The organism is Streptomyces aureocirculatus (genome assembly GCF_000720475.1).
Classification (GTDB): Bacteria; Actinomycetota; Actinomycetes; order Streptomycetales; family Streptomycetaceae; genus Streptomyces; species Streptomyces aureocirculatus.
Map to the genome: position 1 here is coordinate 26572 of NZ_JOAP01000009.1, position 18258 is coordinate 44829.

General features: G+C 73.2%; 12 protein-coding genes and 2 pseudogenes. 8 read left to right on the forward strand and 6 right to left on the reverse strand.

Annotated elements, in window-relative coordinates; genetic code table 11:
- Nucleotides 1-19 precede the first annotated feature (19 nt).
- From IG78_RS41930 to IG78_RS0111080, 6 genes and pseudogenes are all read left to right on the forward strand, one after another.
- A pseudogene (locus tag IG78_RS41930) lies at nucleotides 20-232 on the forward strand (NUDIX domain-containing protein); the annotation flags it as partial.
- Between the two features lie 52 nt (nucleotides 233-284).
- Nucleotides 285-575 carry a hypothetical protein gene (locus IG78_RS49110; protein WP_031128749.1) on the forward strand — a complete coding sequence of 97 codons (291 nt, stop codon included), beginning with the start codon at nucleotides 285-287 and terminating at the stop codon, nucleotides 573-575.
- Nucleotides 576-963: 388 nt separating this feature from the next.
- Entirely contained in the window at nucleotides 964-2598 is a 1635-nt protein-coding gene (locus IG78_RS0111065) for a penicillin-binding transpeptidase domain-containing protein (protein ID WP_030561723.1), read from the forward strand.
- Nucleotides 2599-2726: 128 nt separating this feature from the next.
- Nucleotides 2727-4433 carry a penicillin-binding transpeptidase domain-containing protein gene (locus tag IG78_RS0111070; protein ID WP_030561725.1) on the forward strand — a complete coding sequence of 569 codons (1707 nt, stop codon included), beginning with the start codon at nucleotides 2727-2729 and terminating at the stop codon, nucleotides 4431-4433.
- A gap of 159 nt (nucleotides 4434-4592) precedes the next feature.
- Entirely contained in the window at nucleotides 4593-5036 is a 444-nt protein-coding gene (locus IG78_RS0111075; RefSeq protein ID WP_030561726.1) for a YbaK/EbsC family protein, read from the forward strand.
- Nucleotides 5033-5884: a DMT family transporter gene (locus IG78_RS0111080; protein ID WP_030561728.1), complete on the forward strand. Its 852-nt coding sequence runs from the start codon at nucleotides 5033-5035 to the stop codon at nucleotides 5882-5884. Before IG78_RS0111075 ends, IG78_RS0111080 begins: the two co-directional genes overlap by 4 nt.
- A gap of 161 nt (nucleotides 5885-6045) precedes the next feature.
- Here IG78_RS0111080 and IG78_RS0111085 read toward each other — a convergent pair whose 3' ends face one another.
- The 4 genes and pseudogenes from IG78_RS0111085 to IG78_RS0111100 all read right to left on the reverse strand — a co-directional run.
- Nucleotides 6046-7278, reverse strand: a complete 1233-nt coding sequence (locus IG78_RS0111085) for a serine hydrolase domain-containing protein (protein WP_030561730.1) — start codon at nucleotides 7276-7278, stop codon at nucleotides 6046-6048.
- A gap of 39 nt (nucleotides 7279-7317) precedes the next feature.
- Entirely contained in the window at nucleotides 7318-8094 is a 777-nt protein-coding gene (locus IG78_RS0111090) for an energy-coupling factor ABC transporter ATP-binding protein (RefSeq protein WP_030561732.1), read from the reverse strand.
- Nucleotides 8079-8843, reverse strand: a complete 765-nt coding sequence (gene cbiQ / locus IG78_RS0111095) for a cobalt ECF transporter T component CbiQ (protein ID WP_030561734.1) — start codon at nucleotides 8841-8843, stop codon at nucleotides 8079-8081. Before cbiQ ends, IG78_RS0111090 begins: the two co-directional genes overlap by 16 nt.
- Before the next feature lie 754 nt (nucleotides 8844-9597).
- Nucleotides 9598-10704 (reverse strand): annotated as a pseudogene (locus IG78_RS0111100) (energy-coupling factor ABC transporter permease); the annotation flags it as partial.
- A 269-nt stretch (nucleotides 10705-10973) separates the two neighbouring features.
- Between IG78_RS0111100 and IG78_RS0111105 the strand changes: the two are divergent.
- On the forward strand, nucleotides 10974-11354 hold the full coding sequence (locus tag IG78_RS0111105; protein ID WP_030561738.1) for an SsgA family sporulation/cell division regulator: 381 nt from the start codon (nucleotides 10974-10976) through the stop codon (nucleotides 11352-11354).
- A 106-nt stretch (nucleotides 11355-11460) separates the two neighbouring features.
- On the opposite strand, the gene IG78_RS0111110 is transcribed toward IG78_RS0111105, so the two are convergent.
- Complete coding sequence (locus tag IG78_RS0111110) at nucleotides 11461-13734, reverse strand: MMPL family transporter (RefSeq protein ID WP_030561740.1); 2274 nt, start codon at nucleotides 13732-13734, stop codon at nucleotides 11461-11463.
- A gap of 180 nt (nucleotides 13735-13914) precedes the next feature.
- Entirely contained in the window at nucleotides 13915-14520 is a 606-nt protein-coding gene (locus tag IG78_RS0111115; RefSeq protein WP_030561742.1) for a TetR/AcrR family transcriptional regulator, read from the reverse strand.
- Nucleotides 14521-14655: 135 nt separating this feature from the next.
- On the opposite strand from IG78_RS0111115, the gene IG78_RS0111120 reads away from it, so the two are divergent.
- Nucleotides 14656-18246: a S41 family peptidase gene (locus IG78_RS0111120; RefSeq protein WP_030561744.1), complete on the forward strand. Its 3591-nt coding sequence runs from the start codon at nucleotides 14656-14658 to the stop codon at nucleotides 18244-18246.
- Nucleotides 18247-18258: the final 12 nt, after the last annotated feature.

The window sequence follows — 18258 nt, forward strand, 5'->3', positions numbered from 1 at the left end:
CGCCCGGCAGTGGGGTTGAGAGCTGCCGGGCGGCATCATGGACGAGGGCGAAGCCGCCGAAGCAACAGCGCTTCGGGAGGTCGTGGAGGAGTCGGGCCGGCGCCCGAAGACCGTGGAACACGTCGTCACCTATCAGCCCATGGTCGGCATGGTCGACTCGCCGCATGAGATCGTCGCGGGACACGTGGCGGAGCGGGTCGGTCAACGGATCCATGCCTCCAAGGCGGCGTATCCGACGGGGACGTGTTCGCGCCCGTTACCGACGGAGCGCGCTTGAAGGCACCGTGCCTGCCGAGTCGAGCAGCCGCGTCATCGTCGGCATGGTGTCGGCCGCGCTGCATGCAGCCGCGGAGGACGGGCTCCTTCCGAAGAACCCGTGCCGCGCCCGCACTGTCCGCCTGCCGAAGCCCGCCAAGCCGCGCGTCGCCCCATGGACAACTGCTCGGGTCTTTGACGTGCGGTCGGCGCTGCCCAAGCGGGTTCAGGCCACCGCGGACCCGGACGCGGGATGTGGCCCGCGTCCAGGTGAAATCTTCGGGCTCTCGGATGACGAACTCGACTACGTCGACGGGTGAGCGCACGTCACACACCAGCTCAAGCGCATCCGCGGGAAGCACGTGTTCGCACCGCCCAAGGGCGGCGAGGAGCGCAGGGCGCCGCTCCCACTGCTTGTCCCCAAGATCACGGCCCGACTGCGGCCCACAGGGGGCAGCGGTTCGCGTTGCAGGGTTCCCGGCCAGGTCGGGGCCGCAATGGCCCCGATCGCTCGGAATCTCATCTGCTTCTGGCCGATCTATACCGGGCAGGCGATCCCGATCGATTCCTGGCGGTCGCGGATGTGGCTGGACACCTGGGTCTGAAATCGGTCCGCCTACGCCATACCTGGGTCTGAATACGACACTTCGAGCCCTTGCTTCCCACCCGCCCCATAAAGTTGGGGCATTCCTGGGGAGGGAGCGCTCGATGCGCAGGGGAGCCAAGGCTGCTCTTGTCGGCGGGGTGTTCGCCGTCATGGTGGGGGGCGCCGGATACGGCGCGTACAACGTGGTGCATGTGCTGAACGAGGACGGCGGCCCGTCCGCGTCGGGGGACGGCGCGCGCCCGACGGGGCCGCCGTCGCGCGCCGAGGTCCGCGAGACCGCGGCGAGGTTCCTCACGGCCTGGGCGAAGGGCGACGCGGACGGCGCCGCGGCGTGGACCGACAACGCCGCGGCGGCCGCCCCCGCCCTGACCGGCTACCGCGAGGACGCCTCCATCCGCGAGGTGCGGCTGACGGCGGGCCGGATCAGCGGGACGCGGGTGCCGTTCACGGTCCGCGCCACGGTGACGTACGAGGGGAGGAGCAAGCCGCTGCGGTACGAGTCGGCCCTCGACGTCGTACGCGGTGTCCGCACCGGACGGGCCCTCGTCGACTGGCGGCCGGGCGTGCTGCACCCGCTGCTGCGGCGCGGGGACACCCTGGAGACCGGCGAGGCCACGACGCCGCCGATCAGGGCCGTCGACCGGCACGGCACGGTCCTGAGCGCCGCGAAGTACCCGTCGCTCGCTCCGGTCCTCGACCAGTTGCGGTCGAAGTACGGCGAGCAGGCGGGCGGAAGGCCGGGGACCGAGCTGTACATCAGGCGTGCCGGGGAGGGCGCGGGCACCAGGACGCTGCGCACGCTCGCGAAGGGGCGCCCGGGCAAGCTGCCGACGACCCTGGACGCGTCGGCGCAGCGGGCCGCGGAGCGGGCGGTGGCCAGGTACGCCGAGTCGTCGGTGGTCGCGGTCAGGCCGAGCACGGGCGAGGTGCTCGCGGTCGCCAACCACCGTGCGGACGGCTTCAACGCGGCCTTCGAGGGCAAGCTGGCGCCCGGCTCGACGATGAAGATCGTGACGGCGGCGATGCTCATCGACAAGGGCGTCGCCAAGGCGTCGGGGCCAGCGCCGTGCCCGCGGGAGGCGACCTGGCAGAGCCAGACGTTCCACAATCTGCGGGGCATGGCGCCGAACGCGGACGCGACCCTCGCGGACAGCTTCGCGCGGTCCTGCAACACCGCGTTCGTGAAGCTCGTCGACGAAGCGCCGCTCACGGACGCCTCGTTGACCGAGGAGGCGCGGGAGCGCTTCGGGCTCGGCAGGGACGACTGGCGTACCGGCATCACATCGGCGGACGGTTCGGTGCCCGCGTCCGCGGGGCCCGACCGCGCCGCCAACGCGATCGGGCAGGGCCAGGTGCAACTGAACCCCCTGAACCTGGCGTCGGTGACGGCGACGGCGCGGACGGGCTCCTTCCGCCAGCCCGTCCTCGTACCGAAGTCCCTCATCGACGGCGGACCGGCCACCGCGCGGGGCCTGTCCGCGGACACGGCGGCCCAGTTGCGGCAGATGATGCGGCGGACCGCGGTGTCGGGCACCGGCGCGCGGGCGATGGCGGGGCTCGGCGGTGACATCGGCGCGAAGACCGGATCGGCCGAGGTCGACGGCCAGGCGAGGCCCAATAGCTGGTTCGCCGGCTACCGCGGGGACGTGGCGGCGGCAGCGATGGCGCAGGAGGGCGGGCACGGCGGTGACACGGCGGGGCCGATCGTGGCGGCCGTGCTGCGCGCGGGCGGGTGACCGGGCGCGCCGGGGGTACGCGGACGTCCGGCGGACGGGTGCCGTGGTCGTCGGTCGGTGTGGGTGCCGCTAGGTTGGGCTTCCGGTGAGTGAGGTGCGGCGGGGGCGAAGGGAAAAGCGGAGGGTCTGTGGGCAAGAGAAGACGCGCCACCGAGCGTGAGAAGAAGGTGCACCCGGTGGTGCTCGGCGGCGCGGCGGTGGCGATCGTGTGCGGTGTGGGGGTCGCCGCGTACGCCGTGGTGGGCGACGGCGGGAGCGGCCGCGGGGGCGACGAGAAGTCGGTGGCGACGGGCCCGCCGACGGCCGCCGAAGTGCGTACCACCGCACGGGCGTTCCTCGCCGCGTGGGAGAAGGGCGACACGGCCGGGGCCGCGGCCCTCACCGACGACCGGAAGGCGGCGCGGGCCGCGCTCACCGCCTACCGCAAGGAGGCCAGGATCTCCGAGGTCCGGCTGAAGCCCGTCGAGCAGGCCGCGGCCAAGGGCGCGAAAGTGCCGTTCAAGGCCGCGGCCACGGTCTCGTACGGGGGAAAGAAGAAGCCGTACGCGTACGAGACCGCCCTGACCGTGGTACGCCGGGCGGCCGACGGCCGGGCCCTCGTGTCCTGGCAGCCGACCGTGCTCCATCCCGAACTGCGGCCTGGTGACCGCCTGGTGACCGGCGCGGCGGGCGTCCCGCCGATCAAGGCCGTGGACCGGAGCGGCTCCCCGCTGACCGCCGCGAAGTATCCCTCACTCGGCACGGTCCTCGACGGTCTGCGGGAGAAGTTCGGCAAGAAGGCGGGCGGCAGGGCGGGCGTGGAGCTGCGGGTGGTGCGCGCTGAACCGGAGCAGGACGGGGACGGCAAGGACTCCTCGGCGAAGAAGAACGACGCCAAGGACACTCCCGACAAGACGCTGCTCGACCTCTCCCCCGGCACCCCCGGCACGCTGGAGACGACGATCAGCGCGCGCGTCCAGGCGGCGGCGGAGAAGGAGACGGCGAAGCGCAAGCAGGCCTCGGTCGTGGTGGTCAAGCCGTCCACCGGCGAGATCCTGGCCGTCGCCAACTCCAACCCGAGCGGCTTCAACACGGCCATGCAGGGCTCCCTCGCGCCGGGCTCGACCATGAAGGTCATCACGGCGTCGATGCTCCTGGAGAAGGACCTGGCGAGCGTCGACAAGAAGCACCCCTGCCCGAAGTACGAGACGTACGGCGGCTGGAAGTTCCAGAACGACAACAAGTTCAAGATCAAGGGCGGCACGTTCCGGACGAGCTTCGCGCGGTCCTGCAACACGGCCTTCATCACGCAGGCGAAGAAGCTGAAGAACGACGACCTGACCCGGCAGGCCCAGGACGTGTTCGGCCTCGGCCGCGACAACTGGTCCGTCGGCGTGCCCACGTTCGACGGTGCCGTGCCCGTGCAGTCGCACGCACAGATGGCGGCCTCGCTGATCGGCCAGGGCGGGGTGCGGATGAACCCCCTGAACATGGCGTCGGTCGCGGCCACCGTCGAGTCCGGCATCTTCCGCCAGCCCTACCTGGTCTCGCCGGACCTCGACGACCGCGAACTCGCCACCGCCCCGCGCAAGATGTCCGCAAGGACCGTCTCCGACCTGCGTGACCTGATGCACTTCACCGGTGTGTCCGGGACCGCGGCCAAGCCGATGCGGGGACTCGGCCCGGACTCCGGCGCGAAGACCGGCTCCGCGGAGGTCGACGGCCAGAAGAAGCCCAACGGCTGGTTCACCGCGTACCGCGGCGACATGGCCGCGGCGGCCGTGGTGCAGGCGGCCGGGCACGGCGGGGACACGGCGGGTCCCGTGGTGCGGGCGATGCTGCTCGCGGGGCGCTGAGCGGGAACGCTCCGGCTGGGGTGCGACGCGGCGGCCCCGCGTTACAACGGCCCGCTGTGACGCGGGCCGCGTCACAGCGGGCCGCGTCGTGTCTCGTCGCTTCGCGCTCACGCGCCAGCCACTCGCGTGTCATACACACGTACCGCTAGCGTGCGGCGCATGAGCACTACGGACAAGGAACCGGGCGCCGTCCGCGCCCACCCCCGTTTCGTCGAGGCCCTGCGTGACCTGGGCCTCGACGAACTCCCCGGCCGGGTCCGCCGCTTCCCCGAAGGGACCCGCACCGCCGCCGAAGCCGCCGCCGCGATCGCCCGCCGCGTCGACGTGGAGCCGGTGCGGCGGGAGTTGGGCGGGCGGAAGGTCACCCGGGCACGGGCGGACGTCGTGCGCGAGGCCACCGGGTACGCCATCGGGGGCGTCCCGCCCTTCGGCCACGCCACCCGCACCCGCGTACTCGCCGACCGCTCCCTGCTCGCCCACTCCGTGGTGTGGGCGGCGGCCTGGACCCCGTACACCGTCTTCCCCATGGACCCCGTAACCCTCGTCGCGCACGCGGGCGCCACCCCGGCCGACGTACGCGAGGCCGCCGGACCCGCACAGTGACCCCGCTGGTCGCGGCGGCCGTCCTGCTCGCCGCCGTCACCCACGCGAGCTGGAACGCGATCGCCCACCACATCACCGACAAGCTCGTCGGCTTCACCCTCATAGCCGGCGGCGGCACCCTCATCGGCCTCGCCATGGCGCCCTTCGCACCGTTCCCCGCGGCCGCCGCCTGGCCCTACCTGGCGCTGTCCGCCGTCCTGCACGTCGCCTACATGGCGCTGCTCATGCGGTCCTTCCGGCTCGGCGACTTCGGGCAGGCCTACCCCATCGCCCGCGGCAGCGCACCCCTCGTGGTGACCGTGCTCGCCGCCGTGTTCGCCGGTGAGGTGCCCGGCGGATGGCAGGCGGCCGGTGTCGCCGTCTGCTCGGCCGGACTCACCGGGCTCGCCCTGTGGGGCATCCGGGGCACCGGGAAGCGGCCCGACTGGGCGGCGATCGGTGCCGCGCTCGCCACCGGCGTCGCCATCGCGTCCTACACCGTCGTGGACGGCCTCGGCGTACGCGCCTCCGGCAGTTCCCTCGGCTACATCGCCTGGCTGATGATCCTGGAGGGGCTCGCCGTGCCCGCGTACGCCGCGTGGCGCTGGCGCGGGGGGCTCAGCGCCCAACTGCGGCCGTTCGCCGCCGTCGGCCTGCTCGGGGCCGCGCTGTCCGTCGCCGCGTACGGCCTCGTCCTGTGGGCCCAGACCCGGGCCGACCTCGCGCCCATCTCCGCTCTCCGCGAGTCCTCGATCATCGTGGGGGCGGGGATCGGGGCCGTCTTCTTCAAGGAGCGGTTCGGGTGGCCGCGGATCGTGGCGGCGGGGGTGATGGTGGCGGGGATCGGGTTGATGCTGCACGCGGGGTAGGTGCCCTCGCGGGGGCGCCCCAGTCCCGCAATCGCCGGACGGGCTAAAACTCTGCCGCACTGGCGAAAGTCTCAGCCCGTCCGGCGTTTGAGGACGAGGCCGCGGGCCGATACGGGGTCTGGGGCGGAGCCCCAGGATCGGAGAAGGGGCGGGGTTGGGGGCTACGCAGCCGCGGCCCGTACCGCCCGCACCAACCCCTGCGCCCGCGCGTCCGCGGTGACCCCCTTGCTCATCCCGTTGGTGACGTAGCCGAAGGCGACCCCGGAGTCCGGGTCGGCGAAGGCGAGGGCCCCGCCCCGGCCGGGGTGCCCGAAGGAGCCGGGCCCGAGGAGGGGTGCGGAGGGGCCGTGGAGCATGTAGCCGAGGCCGAGCCGGGTCGGGACGACGAGGACGCGGTCGGGACCGGCGGACGCCTCGGCCCGGGCGAGGGCGACGGTGTCCGGGGAGAGGAGGCGGACCCCGTCGACGGGGCCGATGAGCGCGGCGTAGAAGCGGGCCAGGGCCCCGGCGGTGGCGATGCCGTTGGACGCGGGCAGGACGGCCGTGTGGTAGGCGGCGGAGTTCTCGTCGGGGAACGGCTCGACCGCCCCGAAGGCCCGCCGGGTGAGGGAGGCGGGGTCACGGTAGGCGGCGGCGACCTCCGGTCTGGCCCGCGCCCTGAGCCCCGCGGCGGCCGGCGGATCGAGCCGCCCGAGCCGCCCGACGCGGCCGGACTCCGCACCGGGAAGCCCGATCCACAGGTCGAGGCCGAGCGGCCCGGCGATCTCGTCGGCGACCACGTCCCGGATCGAGCGCCCGGTGACGCGCCGCACCAGCTCCCCGGTCAGCCAACTGTAGGTGTGCGCGTGGTAGCCGTGGTCCGCGCCCGGCTCCCAGAAGGGGGTTTGGGCGGCGACCGCGGCGGCCGCAGTCTCGGGGTCCAGGGCCTGCGCGGGCGTCAGCGGCACATCTAGGGCGGGCACCCCGGCCCGGTGCGCGAGGACGTGCCGTACGAGGACCCGGTCCTTGCCGCGCGCCTTGAACTCCGGCCAGTACGTGCCGACGGGGGCGTCCAGGTCGAGGTCGCCGCGCTGGTGCAGCAGGAGCAGGGCGGCGGCGGCGACGCCCTTGGTCGCCGAGCGCACGACCTGCGCGGTGCCGTGCTCCCAGGGCTCCCGGGGTCCCCCGGGCTCCTCGGGCTCCCGGGACTCCTCGGGACCGGTGCCCTCCGCCGCGCCGTCGAAGTGCTTCGTGCCGCCCCAGAGGTCCACCACCGGCCGCCCGTCCCGGTACACGACGACGGCGGCCCCGCGCTCCCCCGCCACCCCGAAGTTGCGTACGAAGGCGTCCCTGACCGGCTCGAACCCGTCGGCCACGGTGCCGTGCACCCCGGCCGCCTCCACGTCAGTGTTCATGTACGGCACAACGTGCTCACAGCGCCGATGATTCCGTCGTCACTTCCGCGGTGCCGTCTTCGGATCGAAGCCGAACGGCAGTTCAAGGCGGTGGCCGCTCATCAGGTCCTGGTCGGCGAGGAGTTCACCCGTGGGGCCGTCCGCCACGATCACGCCCTCGCTGAGGATCAGCGCCCGCGGGCACAACTCCAAGGCGTAAGGCAGGTCGTGCGTGACCATCAACACCGTCACGTCCAAGGAGCGCAGGATGTCGGCGAGTTCGCGGCGTGCGGCCGGGTCGAGGTTGGAGGACGGCTCGTCGAGCACCAGGATCTCCGGCTCCATGGCGAGGACCGTCGCGACCGCGACCCGGCGCCGCTGTCCGAAGGACAGGTGGTGCGGCGGGCGGTCCGCGTACGCGGCCATGCCCACCTGGCCGAGCGCCTTCAGGACCCGGGCCTCCAGTTCGGGGCCGCGCGTCCCGGCCGCCGCGGGCCCGAACGCCACGTCCTCGCGCACCGTGGGCATGAACAACTGGTCGTCGGGGTCCTGGAAGACGATGCCGACCTTGCGGCGGATCTCCGCGAGGTGCCGCTTGCCGAGGGGCAGCCCGGCGACCGTGACGGTGCCCGCGCCCGCGGTGAGGATGCCGTTCAGGTGCAGGACGAGGGTCGTCTTGCCCGCGCCGTTGGGCCCGAGCAGCGCGACGCGTTCGCCCCGTTCGATGCGCAGGTCCACGCCGAACAGGGCCTGGTGGCCGTCCGGGTAGGCGTAGGCGAGTCCTGCGACCTCCAGGGAAGGGGGCGCGGCGGGTGCGGCGGTCACGTCAGGGTCCATCCCAACAGGCAGACGGCGAGGGCGGTGAGGGGCAGGGTCAGGGCGTACGTCCACTGGGCGCGGGACGCCGTCACCTCGTGGATGACCGGCATTGTCCCCGTGTAGCCCCGGCTGACCATGGCGAGGTGCACGCGTTCGCCCCGTTCGTAGGAGCGGATGAACAGGGCGCCCGCGGACTTGGCGAGCACGCCCCAGTGGCGCGGGCCGCGCGCCCGGAAGCCGCGGGACTCGCGGGCGACGCGCATGCGCCGCATCTCGTCCGTGACGACGTCGCCGTAGCGGATCATGAAGGACGCGATCTGTACGAGGAGCGGTGGCAGGCGCAGGCGTCGCAGGCCGAGGAGGAGGTCGCGCAGCTCCGTGGTGGCGGCGAGCAGCACGGACGCGGCGACGCCGAGGGTGGCTTTGGCGAGGACGTTCCAGGCGCCCCACAGGCCGTCGACGCTCAGCGACAGGCCGAGGACGTCGGTCCGCCCGCCCTCCGCCACGAACGGCAGGAGCAGCGCGAACGCCACGAACGGCACCTCGATCAGGAGCCGCTTCAGCCAGAACGCGGGCGGGACGCGGGCCGCGTACGCCACCGAGGCGAGCAGCAGCGCGTACGCCGCGAACGCCCAGATCGCCTCGCGCGGCGTGGACACCACCACGACGACGAAGCAGAGCACGGCGGTGAGCTTGGTGTGCGGGGGCAGGACGTGCACCGGGGAGCGCCCTTGCCGGTACAGGCGGTGGGCGGGTCCCGCTCCCATGTCAGGCCCCCTGGGCGGGCTCGGTGCCGGAGGCGGGCTCAGCTCTGGGGGTGGGCTCAGCTCCGGGGGTGGGTTCGGCCCTGGGGGCGGGCTCGGCCCTGGCTGCGGGCTCGGCCCCGGAGGCGGACTCGGCCCTGGCTGCGGACTCGGCCCTGGCTGCGGGCTCGGCCCCGGAGGCGGGCTCAGCTCCGGGGGCGGACTCGGCCCAGGGGACGGGTTCGGCCCTGGGGGCGGGCTCGGCCCTGGGGGCGGGCTCGGCCCCGGAGGCGGGCTCGGCCCCGGAGGCGGTCTCAGCCCCGGAGGCGGACTCAGCCCCGGAGGCGGACTCAGCCCCGGAGGCGGACTCAGCTCCGGAGGCGGACTCAGCTCCGGGGGCGGGCTCAGCTCCAGGGGCGGGCTCGGCCCTGGCTCCGGGCTCGGCACCGGAGGCGGTCGGCGCCGGGGTACCGCCCGGGGCGCCGGTGGCCTCCGGGGGCGGGACGTCGTCCGGGGTGCCCGTGGCCGTCGACGCCGCGCTGGTGGCCGTCGGCGAGGCACCGGTGGCTGTAGGAGCGGCGCCGGTCGCCGTAGACGCGGGGCCTGTCGCCGTCGCCGTGGCACCGGTCGCCGCCGGAGAGGCACCGGTGGACGTCGGCGTGGCACCGGTCGCCGTCGACGCGGAGCCGGTCGCCGCCAGCGAAGCACCGGACGCCGTAGACGCGGGGCCGGTCGCCGCCGGAGAGGCACCGGTCGCCGCCAGCGAAGCACCGGACGCCGTCGACGCCGCGTCGCCGCCCCCCTCGCGCCGCCGTCGTACCGCCCAGAACACCGCGCTGCCCGCGGCCACCGTCACGCCGACGCCGATGGCGCCCGCGAGGCCGCCGGACAGGCGGGCGTCGGTGATGTCCTCGATGCCGTAGTCCGCGAGCGGCGAGCCCGCGGCGGCGTGCTCCTTCTCGCCCTTGTCGAAGCCCTTGTCCTGAGCGACTTTCTCCAGGCCGTCGGGGTTGGTGGAGGCGTAGAAGGAGACGAAGCCCGCGAGGACGAAGGAGGTCAGCAGGCCCGCGGCCCACAGCTTGCGGTGCGAGCGGGCAGGGGCGGGAGTGGCCGGTGCAGCGGCGGTGGCCGGTGCGGCGGGAGTGGCCGGTGCGGCGGGGGTGTCGATCAGTTTGCCGGCGACGCGCAGCTTGAGCGGCGCGGTCAGACCGCGCGCGCCGTACACCAGGTCAGGGCGGACGGCGATCACCGCGCCGACCGTGAGGGCCGTGATGACGGCCTCGCCGACGCCGATCAGGACGTGGACGCCGATCATGGCGGTGGCGACCTTGCCGAGGGACACATCCGTGGTGCCGCCGACGGCGTAGACGAGGGTGAAGGCGGCGGCCGCGGCCGGAACGGAGACGAGCGCGGCGGTGAACGCGGCGGCCGTCACCGAGCGGCGGCCACGCGGCAGCACCTTCACGAGGCCCCGGCAGACCGCGTACGCCACGAAGGTCGTGACTACCGCCATGACCAGGACGTTCACGCCGAGCGCGGTCAGACCGCCGTCGGCGAAGAGCAGCCCCTGCATGAGCAGGACGACGGCGACGCACAGGACACCGGTGCAGGGGCCGACGAGTATCGCGGCGAGCGCACCGCCGAGGAGATGACCGCTGGTCCCGGCGGCGACCGGGAAGTTCAGCATCTGCACGGCGAAGATGAAGGCGGCGACGAGCCCGGCGAGCGGCGCGGTGCGCTCACCCCCGTCCGCGACCGTGCCCGCCGGGGACAGCGCCGCCTGTTCACGCCGTGCGCCGCGAAGGCTCACGGCGATCGCGCCGACGGCGAGGGCCCCGGCGGCGGCGGAAACGGGCGCATTGATGAAGCCATCGGGGACATGCATGCGCGCACTCCTGGAAAGGCGCATGTCGTAAGCGTGGGGAGGCACTCACGACGAGAGCGGATCGCTCCGAGCGGGTCGCTCGTGAACCTTTCAAGGATGGGCGTTGTTGCAAATGGCTAGCAAGAGCGGCCCGGCAACGATTGCGCGCCCCTACGGCGCACCGGGCGCCCCTGACCCCGACCGTATGCGCGAGTGACATTTACGTACATATGGGACATTAGGGAGTAGCCGCCAGGCGTGGGCCGGAACGACGACGAGGAGTAAGCCGCATGTCCGCAGTCGAGCAGTACACCCGGGCCCACCTGGTCACCGACTCCCCCGACGAACATGTCGTCGTTCCCGTCGCGCTGCGCTACGACCCCGAGGCCGACCCGCAGTCCGTACGGGTCGGCCTCCCGGGCAATCAGGGGAGTGAGTGGGCGGGGCTGCCCGGCGGGGCCGAGTGGGTCGTGGCCCGCGAGCTTCTGGAGCGGGGTCTCAGGACCCCCGCGCGCAGCGGTGACGTGACCGTCTGGCCGTGCGGCCGGGTGCAGGCGGTGCTTGAGTTCCACTCACCGGCGGGGGTGGCGGTCATGCAGTTCGACTCGTCGGCCCTCATCCGCTTCCTGCGCCGTACGCGCACCGTCGCCACCGCGCCCGTCGGCCACTGACCCGGGAGCGAGCCCTGGTCGGTGGCCGACGGACGCGGGCCGGGGCGGTGGCCGACGGACGCGGCCGGTGCCGACGGACGCGGGCCGGGTCAGCGGCCCGGGAGCGTCAGACGTTCACCAACTCGCGCCGCCCCTCGGGGCCACCCTGGTCCGCGGCGTCGCGCAACCCCTCACCCTCGACGTCCACGTTAGGCAGCGCGCGGTCGAGCCACCTCGGCAGCCACCAGGCCCTGCGGCCGAGCAGCGCGAGAACCGCCGGTACCAGCGCCATGCGCACGATGAACGCGTCGAAGAAGACCGCGATCGCGAGCCCGAAGCCGATCATCTTGATCATCTGCTCGCTGGAGCCGATGAACCCGGCGAACACCGCGATCATGATGACCGCCGCCGCGGAGACGACCCGCGCCCCGTGCTTGAAGCCGGTGACGATCGCCTCCTGCGGGCTCTCGCCGTGCACGTGCGCCTCCCGCATCCGGGTCACGAGGAACACCTCGTAGTCCATCGCGAGGCCGAAGACCACACCGACCATGAAGATCGGCATCATGCTCATGATCGGGCCGGTCTGCTCGACGCCGAACAGCGAGCCGAGCCAGCCCCACTGGAAGACCGCGACCACGGCGCCGAGCGCGGCGAGCACCGAGAGCAGGAAGCCGAGCGCCGCCTTGAGCGGGACAAGGACCGAGCGGAAGACGACGATCAGGAGGAGGAAGGCGAGCCCGACGACCAGCGCCAGATACGGCACCAGGGCGTCGTTGAGCTTCTGCGAGACGTCGATGTTCATGGCCGTGGTGCCGGTGACCATGACGTCGGCGCCGCTGTCGGCCTCGACGTCCTTCGCCTCGTCGCGGATGGCGTGCACCAGGTTCTCGGTCTCGGTGCCGCTGGGCTTGGACGACGGCACGACGGTGATCATCGCGGTGTCGCCCGCCTTGTTGAACCGCGGGGGGCTCGCCGAGAGGACGTCGCCCATACCGGCGATCTGCTTCTGGACCGCGGCCGCCTCGCCCTTCGGGTCGTCGACGCCCTTCAGGTCGGTGACCGTCATCAGCGGGCCGTTGAAGCCGGGCCCGAAGTTGTCCGCGATCAGGTCGTAGGCCTTGCGCTGGGTCGTGGACGTGGGCTGTGCGCCGTCGTCGGGCAGGCCGAGTTCGAGCTGGGCGACCGGTACGGCGGCGGCGCCGAGGCCGATGATGCCGAACAGCAGGACGGCGACCGGCCGGCGGACCACGAAGCGGGCCCAGCGGGTGCCCAGGTTCTCCTTGGCGGGGCTCCCCTCGGCGGCACTCCCCGTAACAGGGCTTCCCGCGGTGGCGGCACCGGCAGCCTTCGCCGCCCGCTTGCGGCCGCCGAGCAGCCCGCCCTTCGCACCCGTGGGCTTGACCTTCCGGCCCGCGTAGCCGAGCAGCGCCGGGATCATGGTGAGCGCGATCAGGACCGCGATGGCGACCGTGCCCGCCGCGGCGACACCCATCTTGGTGAGCATCGGGATGTCGACCACGGCGAGGCCGACGAGGGCGATCACGACGGTCAGGCCCGCGAAGACGACGGCGGACCCGGCGGTGCCGACGGCGCGCCCCGCCGCGTCCTCGCGCTCGCGGCCCTCGGCCAGTTCGGCGCGGTAGCGGGAGACGATGAAGAGCGCGTAGTCGATGCCGACGGCGAGGCCGATCATCATGGCCAGCGTCGAGGTGGTCGTACCCAGGTCGAGCGCGTCGGCGAGCGCGGCGATCGAGGAGACACCGATGCCGACGCCGATCAGCGCGGTGAGCAGCGGGAGACCGGCCGCGACCAGCGAGCCGAAGGTGATGACCAGCACGACGGCCGCGATGGCTATGCCGATGATCTCGGTGGCGCCGGTGTGCGGCATGGCCTGCAGCGCGTCACCGCCGACCTCGACGGTCATGCCGTCGATGCGGGCCTTGTCGGTGGTCTTCTCCAGGGCGTCACGGCTGTCGTCGGTCAGCTCCATGGAGGTGACCTTGTACGTCACGGACGCGTACGCCGTCGTGCCGTCCTTGGAGACGGCCTTGGCCTCGAACGGGTCGGCGGCTGCGGCGACTTGGTCCGAGCCGGAGCCGAGCGCGGCGACCGTCTTCCGGATGTCGGCCTTGTGGGCGGGGTCGGTGACCTTCTCGCCGTCCGGCGCCTTGAAGACGACGCGGGCGCTCGCCCCGTCGGCGCTGGCCTCGGGGGCGCGCTTCTCCAGGAGGTCGAAGGCCTGCTGCGCCTCCGTGCCCGGAATGGAGAAGGAGCTGGACGCGGCGGTGGGCGCGGAGGCCGCGCCGACTCCGGCGAGGGTCAGCAGCGCCACCCAGATCAGGGCGACGAAGTGCCGTCGCCGGAAGGCGAGTCGGCCTAGTTTGTAGAGGAACGTGGCCACGAGGGCGTACTCCCGGTCAGGTCGTGGGTCGAATCAGGGCAGGTCGGGGCATACCTTGGCGAGCCAGGGCAGGCCGGGGCAGCGCGGCTCGGCCCGACGACGTGAGCGGTCGCGTCAGGAAGGAACTGCGAGGCGGGATATAGGGGGTATCAGGGGGTTGGGGGTTTCGAGGGTGGCAGGTCAGACGCCGAGGACGGGGAGGATCACGGCGTCGACGTACCGGCCGAGGAAGGCCTGGTCGACCGTGCGCTCCTCGACGAGTTCACGGGCGACGAAGGCGCCCAGCATCATGTGGCTGACGTATTCGAGTGCCGGGTTGTCCGCGGCGACCTCGCCGCGCTCCACCGCCCGGCGCAGCAGCGCGTTGAGGCCGGTGATCTCCGGCTCGATGAGCAACTGCCGCAGCGCCTGGTGGAGTTCGGGGTTGTCGTGGATGGCATGGAACAGACCCCGCATCAGCGCGTTGTCCCGCTCCATCTGGCAGTCGTCCGTGCGGGCCACCAGCTCCTGGAAGTCACCGCGCAGCGAGCCCGTGTCGATGTCCGCGAGTGACACCGGCTTGTTGTGTCTGAGGGCCCGCGCGACCAGCTCCGGCTTGCTGCCCCACTGGCGGTAGAGCGTGGCCTTGCTGGAACGCGTGCGGGTGGCCACCGCGTCCATCGTGAGGCCGTCGTACCCGACCTCGCGGAGCAGGTCGAGAACGGCCTCGTACAGCTCGGCCTCACGCTCGGGCGTGATCCGGCTCCGCCGTACCGGCGTCGCCACGTCGGCCACCGTTTCGGCCATGCGCCGACTCCCTTCGCGATGGGACCGCTGTTCTGCTCAGTATCGTATGCCCCGCAATAACGAAACGAAACGGTTTCGTACGTGTTCTGGAGCACACCGTTCCACGAGTTGCCGCCCTCGACGGCGCGGAAAAGCATGGGAAGGGTGACCCAGGCCTACCTACGTTTCCCGCACGTGAGCGGCGACCACCTCTGCTTCGTGGCGGAGGACGACCTCTGGGTGGCGCCCCTGGGCGCGGAGAGCACGCCCGTACGAAGGGCGTACCGCCTCACCGCCGACCGCACCAAGCTGGGCCACCCGAGGTTCTCCCCCGACGGCCGCCACATCGCGTACACGAGCTGGCGCAGCCTCGACCCGGAGGTGCATCTGGCGCCGGTGGAGGGCGGGCCCGCGCGGCGCCTGACGTACTGGGGTTCCAGCGACACCCGGGTGTGCGGCTGGACGCCGGACGGCCACATCCTCGCCGTGTCCTCGCACGGCCAGCCCTTCTCGCACTTCTGCTGGGCCTACAGCGTGCCCACCGACGGCTCACCCGGCGGCAAACTGCCGTGGGGCCCGGTCCACGACATCGCCGTCCTCGACACGGCCGGCGCCGCCGACTCGGCCGAGGGCGAGTGCGACCGCAGGACGCTGCTGCTGACGGGCAAGCCGCCGCACGAGCCGGCCGCCTGGAAGCGGTACCGCGGCGGCGCCACCGGCCGCCTGTGGCTGCACGGCGAGCGGTTGCTCGAAGGCCTCGGGGGGCATCTGGACTCCCCCATGTTCGTGTCCGGGCGCATCGCGTTCCTCTCCGACCACGAGGGCGTCGGCAACCTCTACTCCTGCCGCCACGACGGCACGGACCTGCGGCGCCACACCGACCACGACGCCTGCTACGCGCGGCACGCCGCGAGCGACGGCACCCGCGTCGTCTACCAGTGCGCGGGCGAGGTCTGGCTGGTGGACGACCTGGCGGCCGACTCCGTACCGCGCCGCGTGGACATCGAGATCGGCGGCCCCCGCGCGGGCCGGCGCGTCTACCAGGTACCGGCGTCGCGCCACCTCGACGCGCTCTCCGTGGACACCACGGGCCGCGCGAGTGCCGTCGTCGTCCGCGGCAGCCTCTACTGGCTCACCCACCGCGACGGGCCCGCCCGCACCATCGCCGACACCCCGGGGGTGCGGGTACGGCTGCCGGAGATGCTGGGCGCCTGCGGGAAGGTCGCCTATGTCACGGACGCGGAGGGCGAGGACGCCATCGAGATCGCCTGTCTGCCGCGGGCCAGCGGCGTCCGGGACACGACCAGGCTGGCGAGCGGACGGCTCGGGCGGGTGCACGAGCTGGTGTCCGACCCGGACGGCGAGCGCCTCGCGGTCGCCTCGCACGACGGGCGGCTGCTCCTGGTCACGGTGCCGGAGGAGGTCGCCGACGGCCCTGACGGCGTGTCCGGCGCCCCGGGCGGTGCGCACACCGTCGTCGTGGGCACGACGGTCACGGGCGTGCCGGTGCTGGGGCCCGCGCGCGAGGCGGCCGGGGAGGCCACCGCTTCTGGGGAAGCCGGGGAGGCCGCCGCCTCCGGGGAAGCCGACCCCGCCGCCGCGATCGCTCCCGCCGACCCCGACCCGGACCCCGACCTGGGCCCCGACCTGGACCCGGACTCCGCTCCCGCTCCCGCTCCCGCTCCCGTCTGCGAAGTGACCGAGCTGATCCGTTCCGTCAATGGTCCGGTGCGCGACCTCGCGTTCTCGCCGGACGGGGCGTGGCTCACCTGGTCGCACCCGGGCATCGGCAGGTCCCTGCGGCAGATCAAGCTGGCGCGGATCACGGGCCCCGGCGCCCCCACGGTCATCGACGTGACGAACGGCCGCTTCGAGGACGAGAACCCGGTCTTCACCCGGGACGGCCGCTATCTCGCCTTCCTGTCCTGGCGCGGCTTCGACCCGGTCTACGACGTGCACACCGGCGACCTGTCCTTCCCCCTCGGCTGCCGCCCCTACCTCGTACCGCTGTCGTCCGCGACGCCCTCGCCCTTCGCGCTGCTGCCCGACGGGCGGCCCGCGGCGGGCGGCCTCGACCCGGCCGTCGACGACAGGGACGGCGGGCCCGGCGAGGGCACGGTGACGGTGGAGGCGGAGGGCCTGGCGAGCCGGGTGACGCCGTTCCCGGTGGCGGCGTCGAAGTACTCCGCGCTGTGCCCGGTCAGCGGCGGCGGCCTGGTCTGGCTGCGCTGGCCCATCTCGGGCGCGCTCGGCGAGACCTTCGCCAACCCGGCGGACATGTCGGGGCGTCCGACGCTGGAGTACTTCAACATCACCAAGGCCAAGAAGTACGAACTCGTCGACCACCTGGACTGGTTCGCGTCCAGCGGGGACGGCTCCCGGCTCGTGGTCGTGGACGAGGGCGAGCTGCGGGCCGTGCCGTCCACGGAGTCCGGCGACCTCGACACGACCGTCTGGATCGACCTGCGGCGCGTCCTGCACGACGTCGACCCGGCCGCCGAGTGGCGGCAGTCCTTCGAGGAGGCGGGCCGCCTGATCCGGGCCTACTTCTGGGAGCCGGGGATGTGCGGCATCGACTGGGACGCGGTGCTCGCCCAGTACCGGCCGCTCGTGGACCGCGTCGCGTCGCCCGACGAGTTCGCCGACCTGCTCCGCGAGGTACTCGGCGAGCTGGGCACCTCGCACGCCTATGTCACCGCCGCCCGGCGCAACGAGGGGCCGCCGCACTACCAGCGGGCGATGGGGCTGCTCGGTGCCAACCTGGTGCGCCGGGACGAGGGCTGGGTGGTGAAGCGGATCCTGCCCGGCGAGTCCTCCGACTCCAAGGCGCGCTCGCCCCTCGCCGGTGCGGGCATCCGCGAGGGCGCGGTGCTCACCCACGTCGACGGGCGCCCCGTGGACCCGGTGACGGGCCCCTATCCGCTGCTCGCTGCGGCGGGCGGCACGACGGTCGAGCTGACCTTCCGGCCCGCGGAGGGCGGCGGGCGTGCGCGCCGGGTCGCGATCGTGCCGCTGGTGGACGAGCGGCCACTGCGGTACCAGGACTGGGTGGCCAAACGCCGGGACGTCGTCAAGGAGTTGAGCGGTGGCCGGTGCGGCTATCTGCACATCCCCGACATGGGCGGCTCGGGGTGGGCGCAGTTCAACCGGGACCTGCGGCTCGCGATGTCACGGCCCGCGCTGCTGGTGGACGTACGGGGCAACGCGGGCGGCCACATCAGCGAGCTGGTGGTGGAGAAGCTGACCCGGAAGATCATCGGCTGGGACCTCACCCGGGACGCCCAGCCGGTGTCGTACGCGTCGAACGCCCCTCGCGGGCCCGTCGTCGCCCTGGCCGACGAGGCGACCTCGTCCGACGGCGACATGATCACGGCGGTGTTCAAGCTGCTCGGGCTCGGTCCCGTGGTGGGGCAGCGGACGTGGGGCGGGGTGGTCGGGATGACCGGGCGGCATCCGCTCGGGGACGGCACGGTCATCACGGTGCCGATGAACGCGGCGTGGTTCGACACCTACGGCTGGTCCGTGGAGAACCACGGCGTGGAGCCGGACCTCGCGGTGGTGCGAACTCCCCTCGACTGGGCGGAGGGACGGCACGCGCAGCTCGACGACGCCGTACGCCTCGCCCTCGACCTCCTGGAGCGACAACCGGCCGCGGTGCCGCCGGGCTACTCGGACGTACCCGACCGGCGCCGCCCCGCGCTGCCGCCCCGCGACACCGCCCACCACGCTCCCCGCGACACAGAGTGACTGATCGAAATG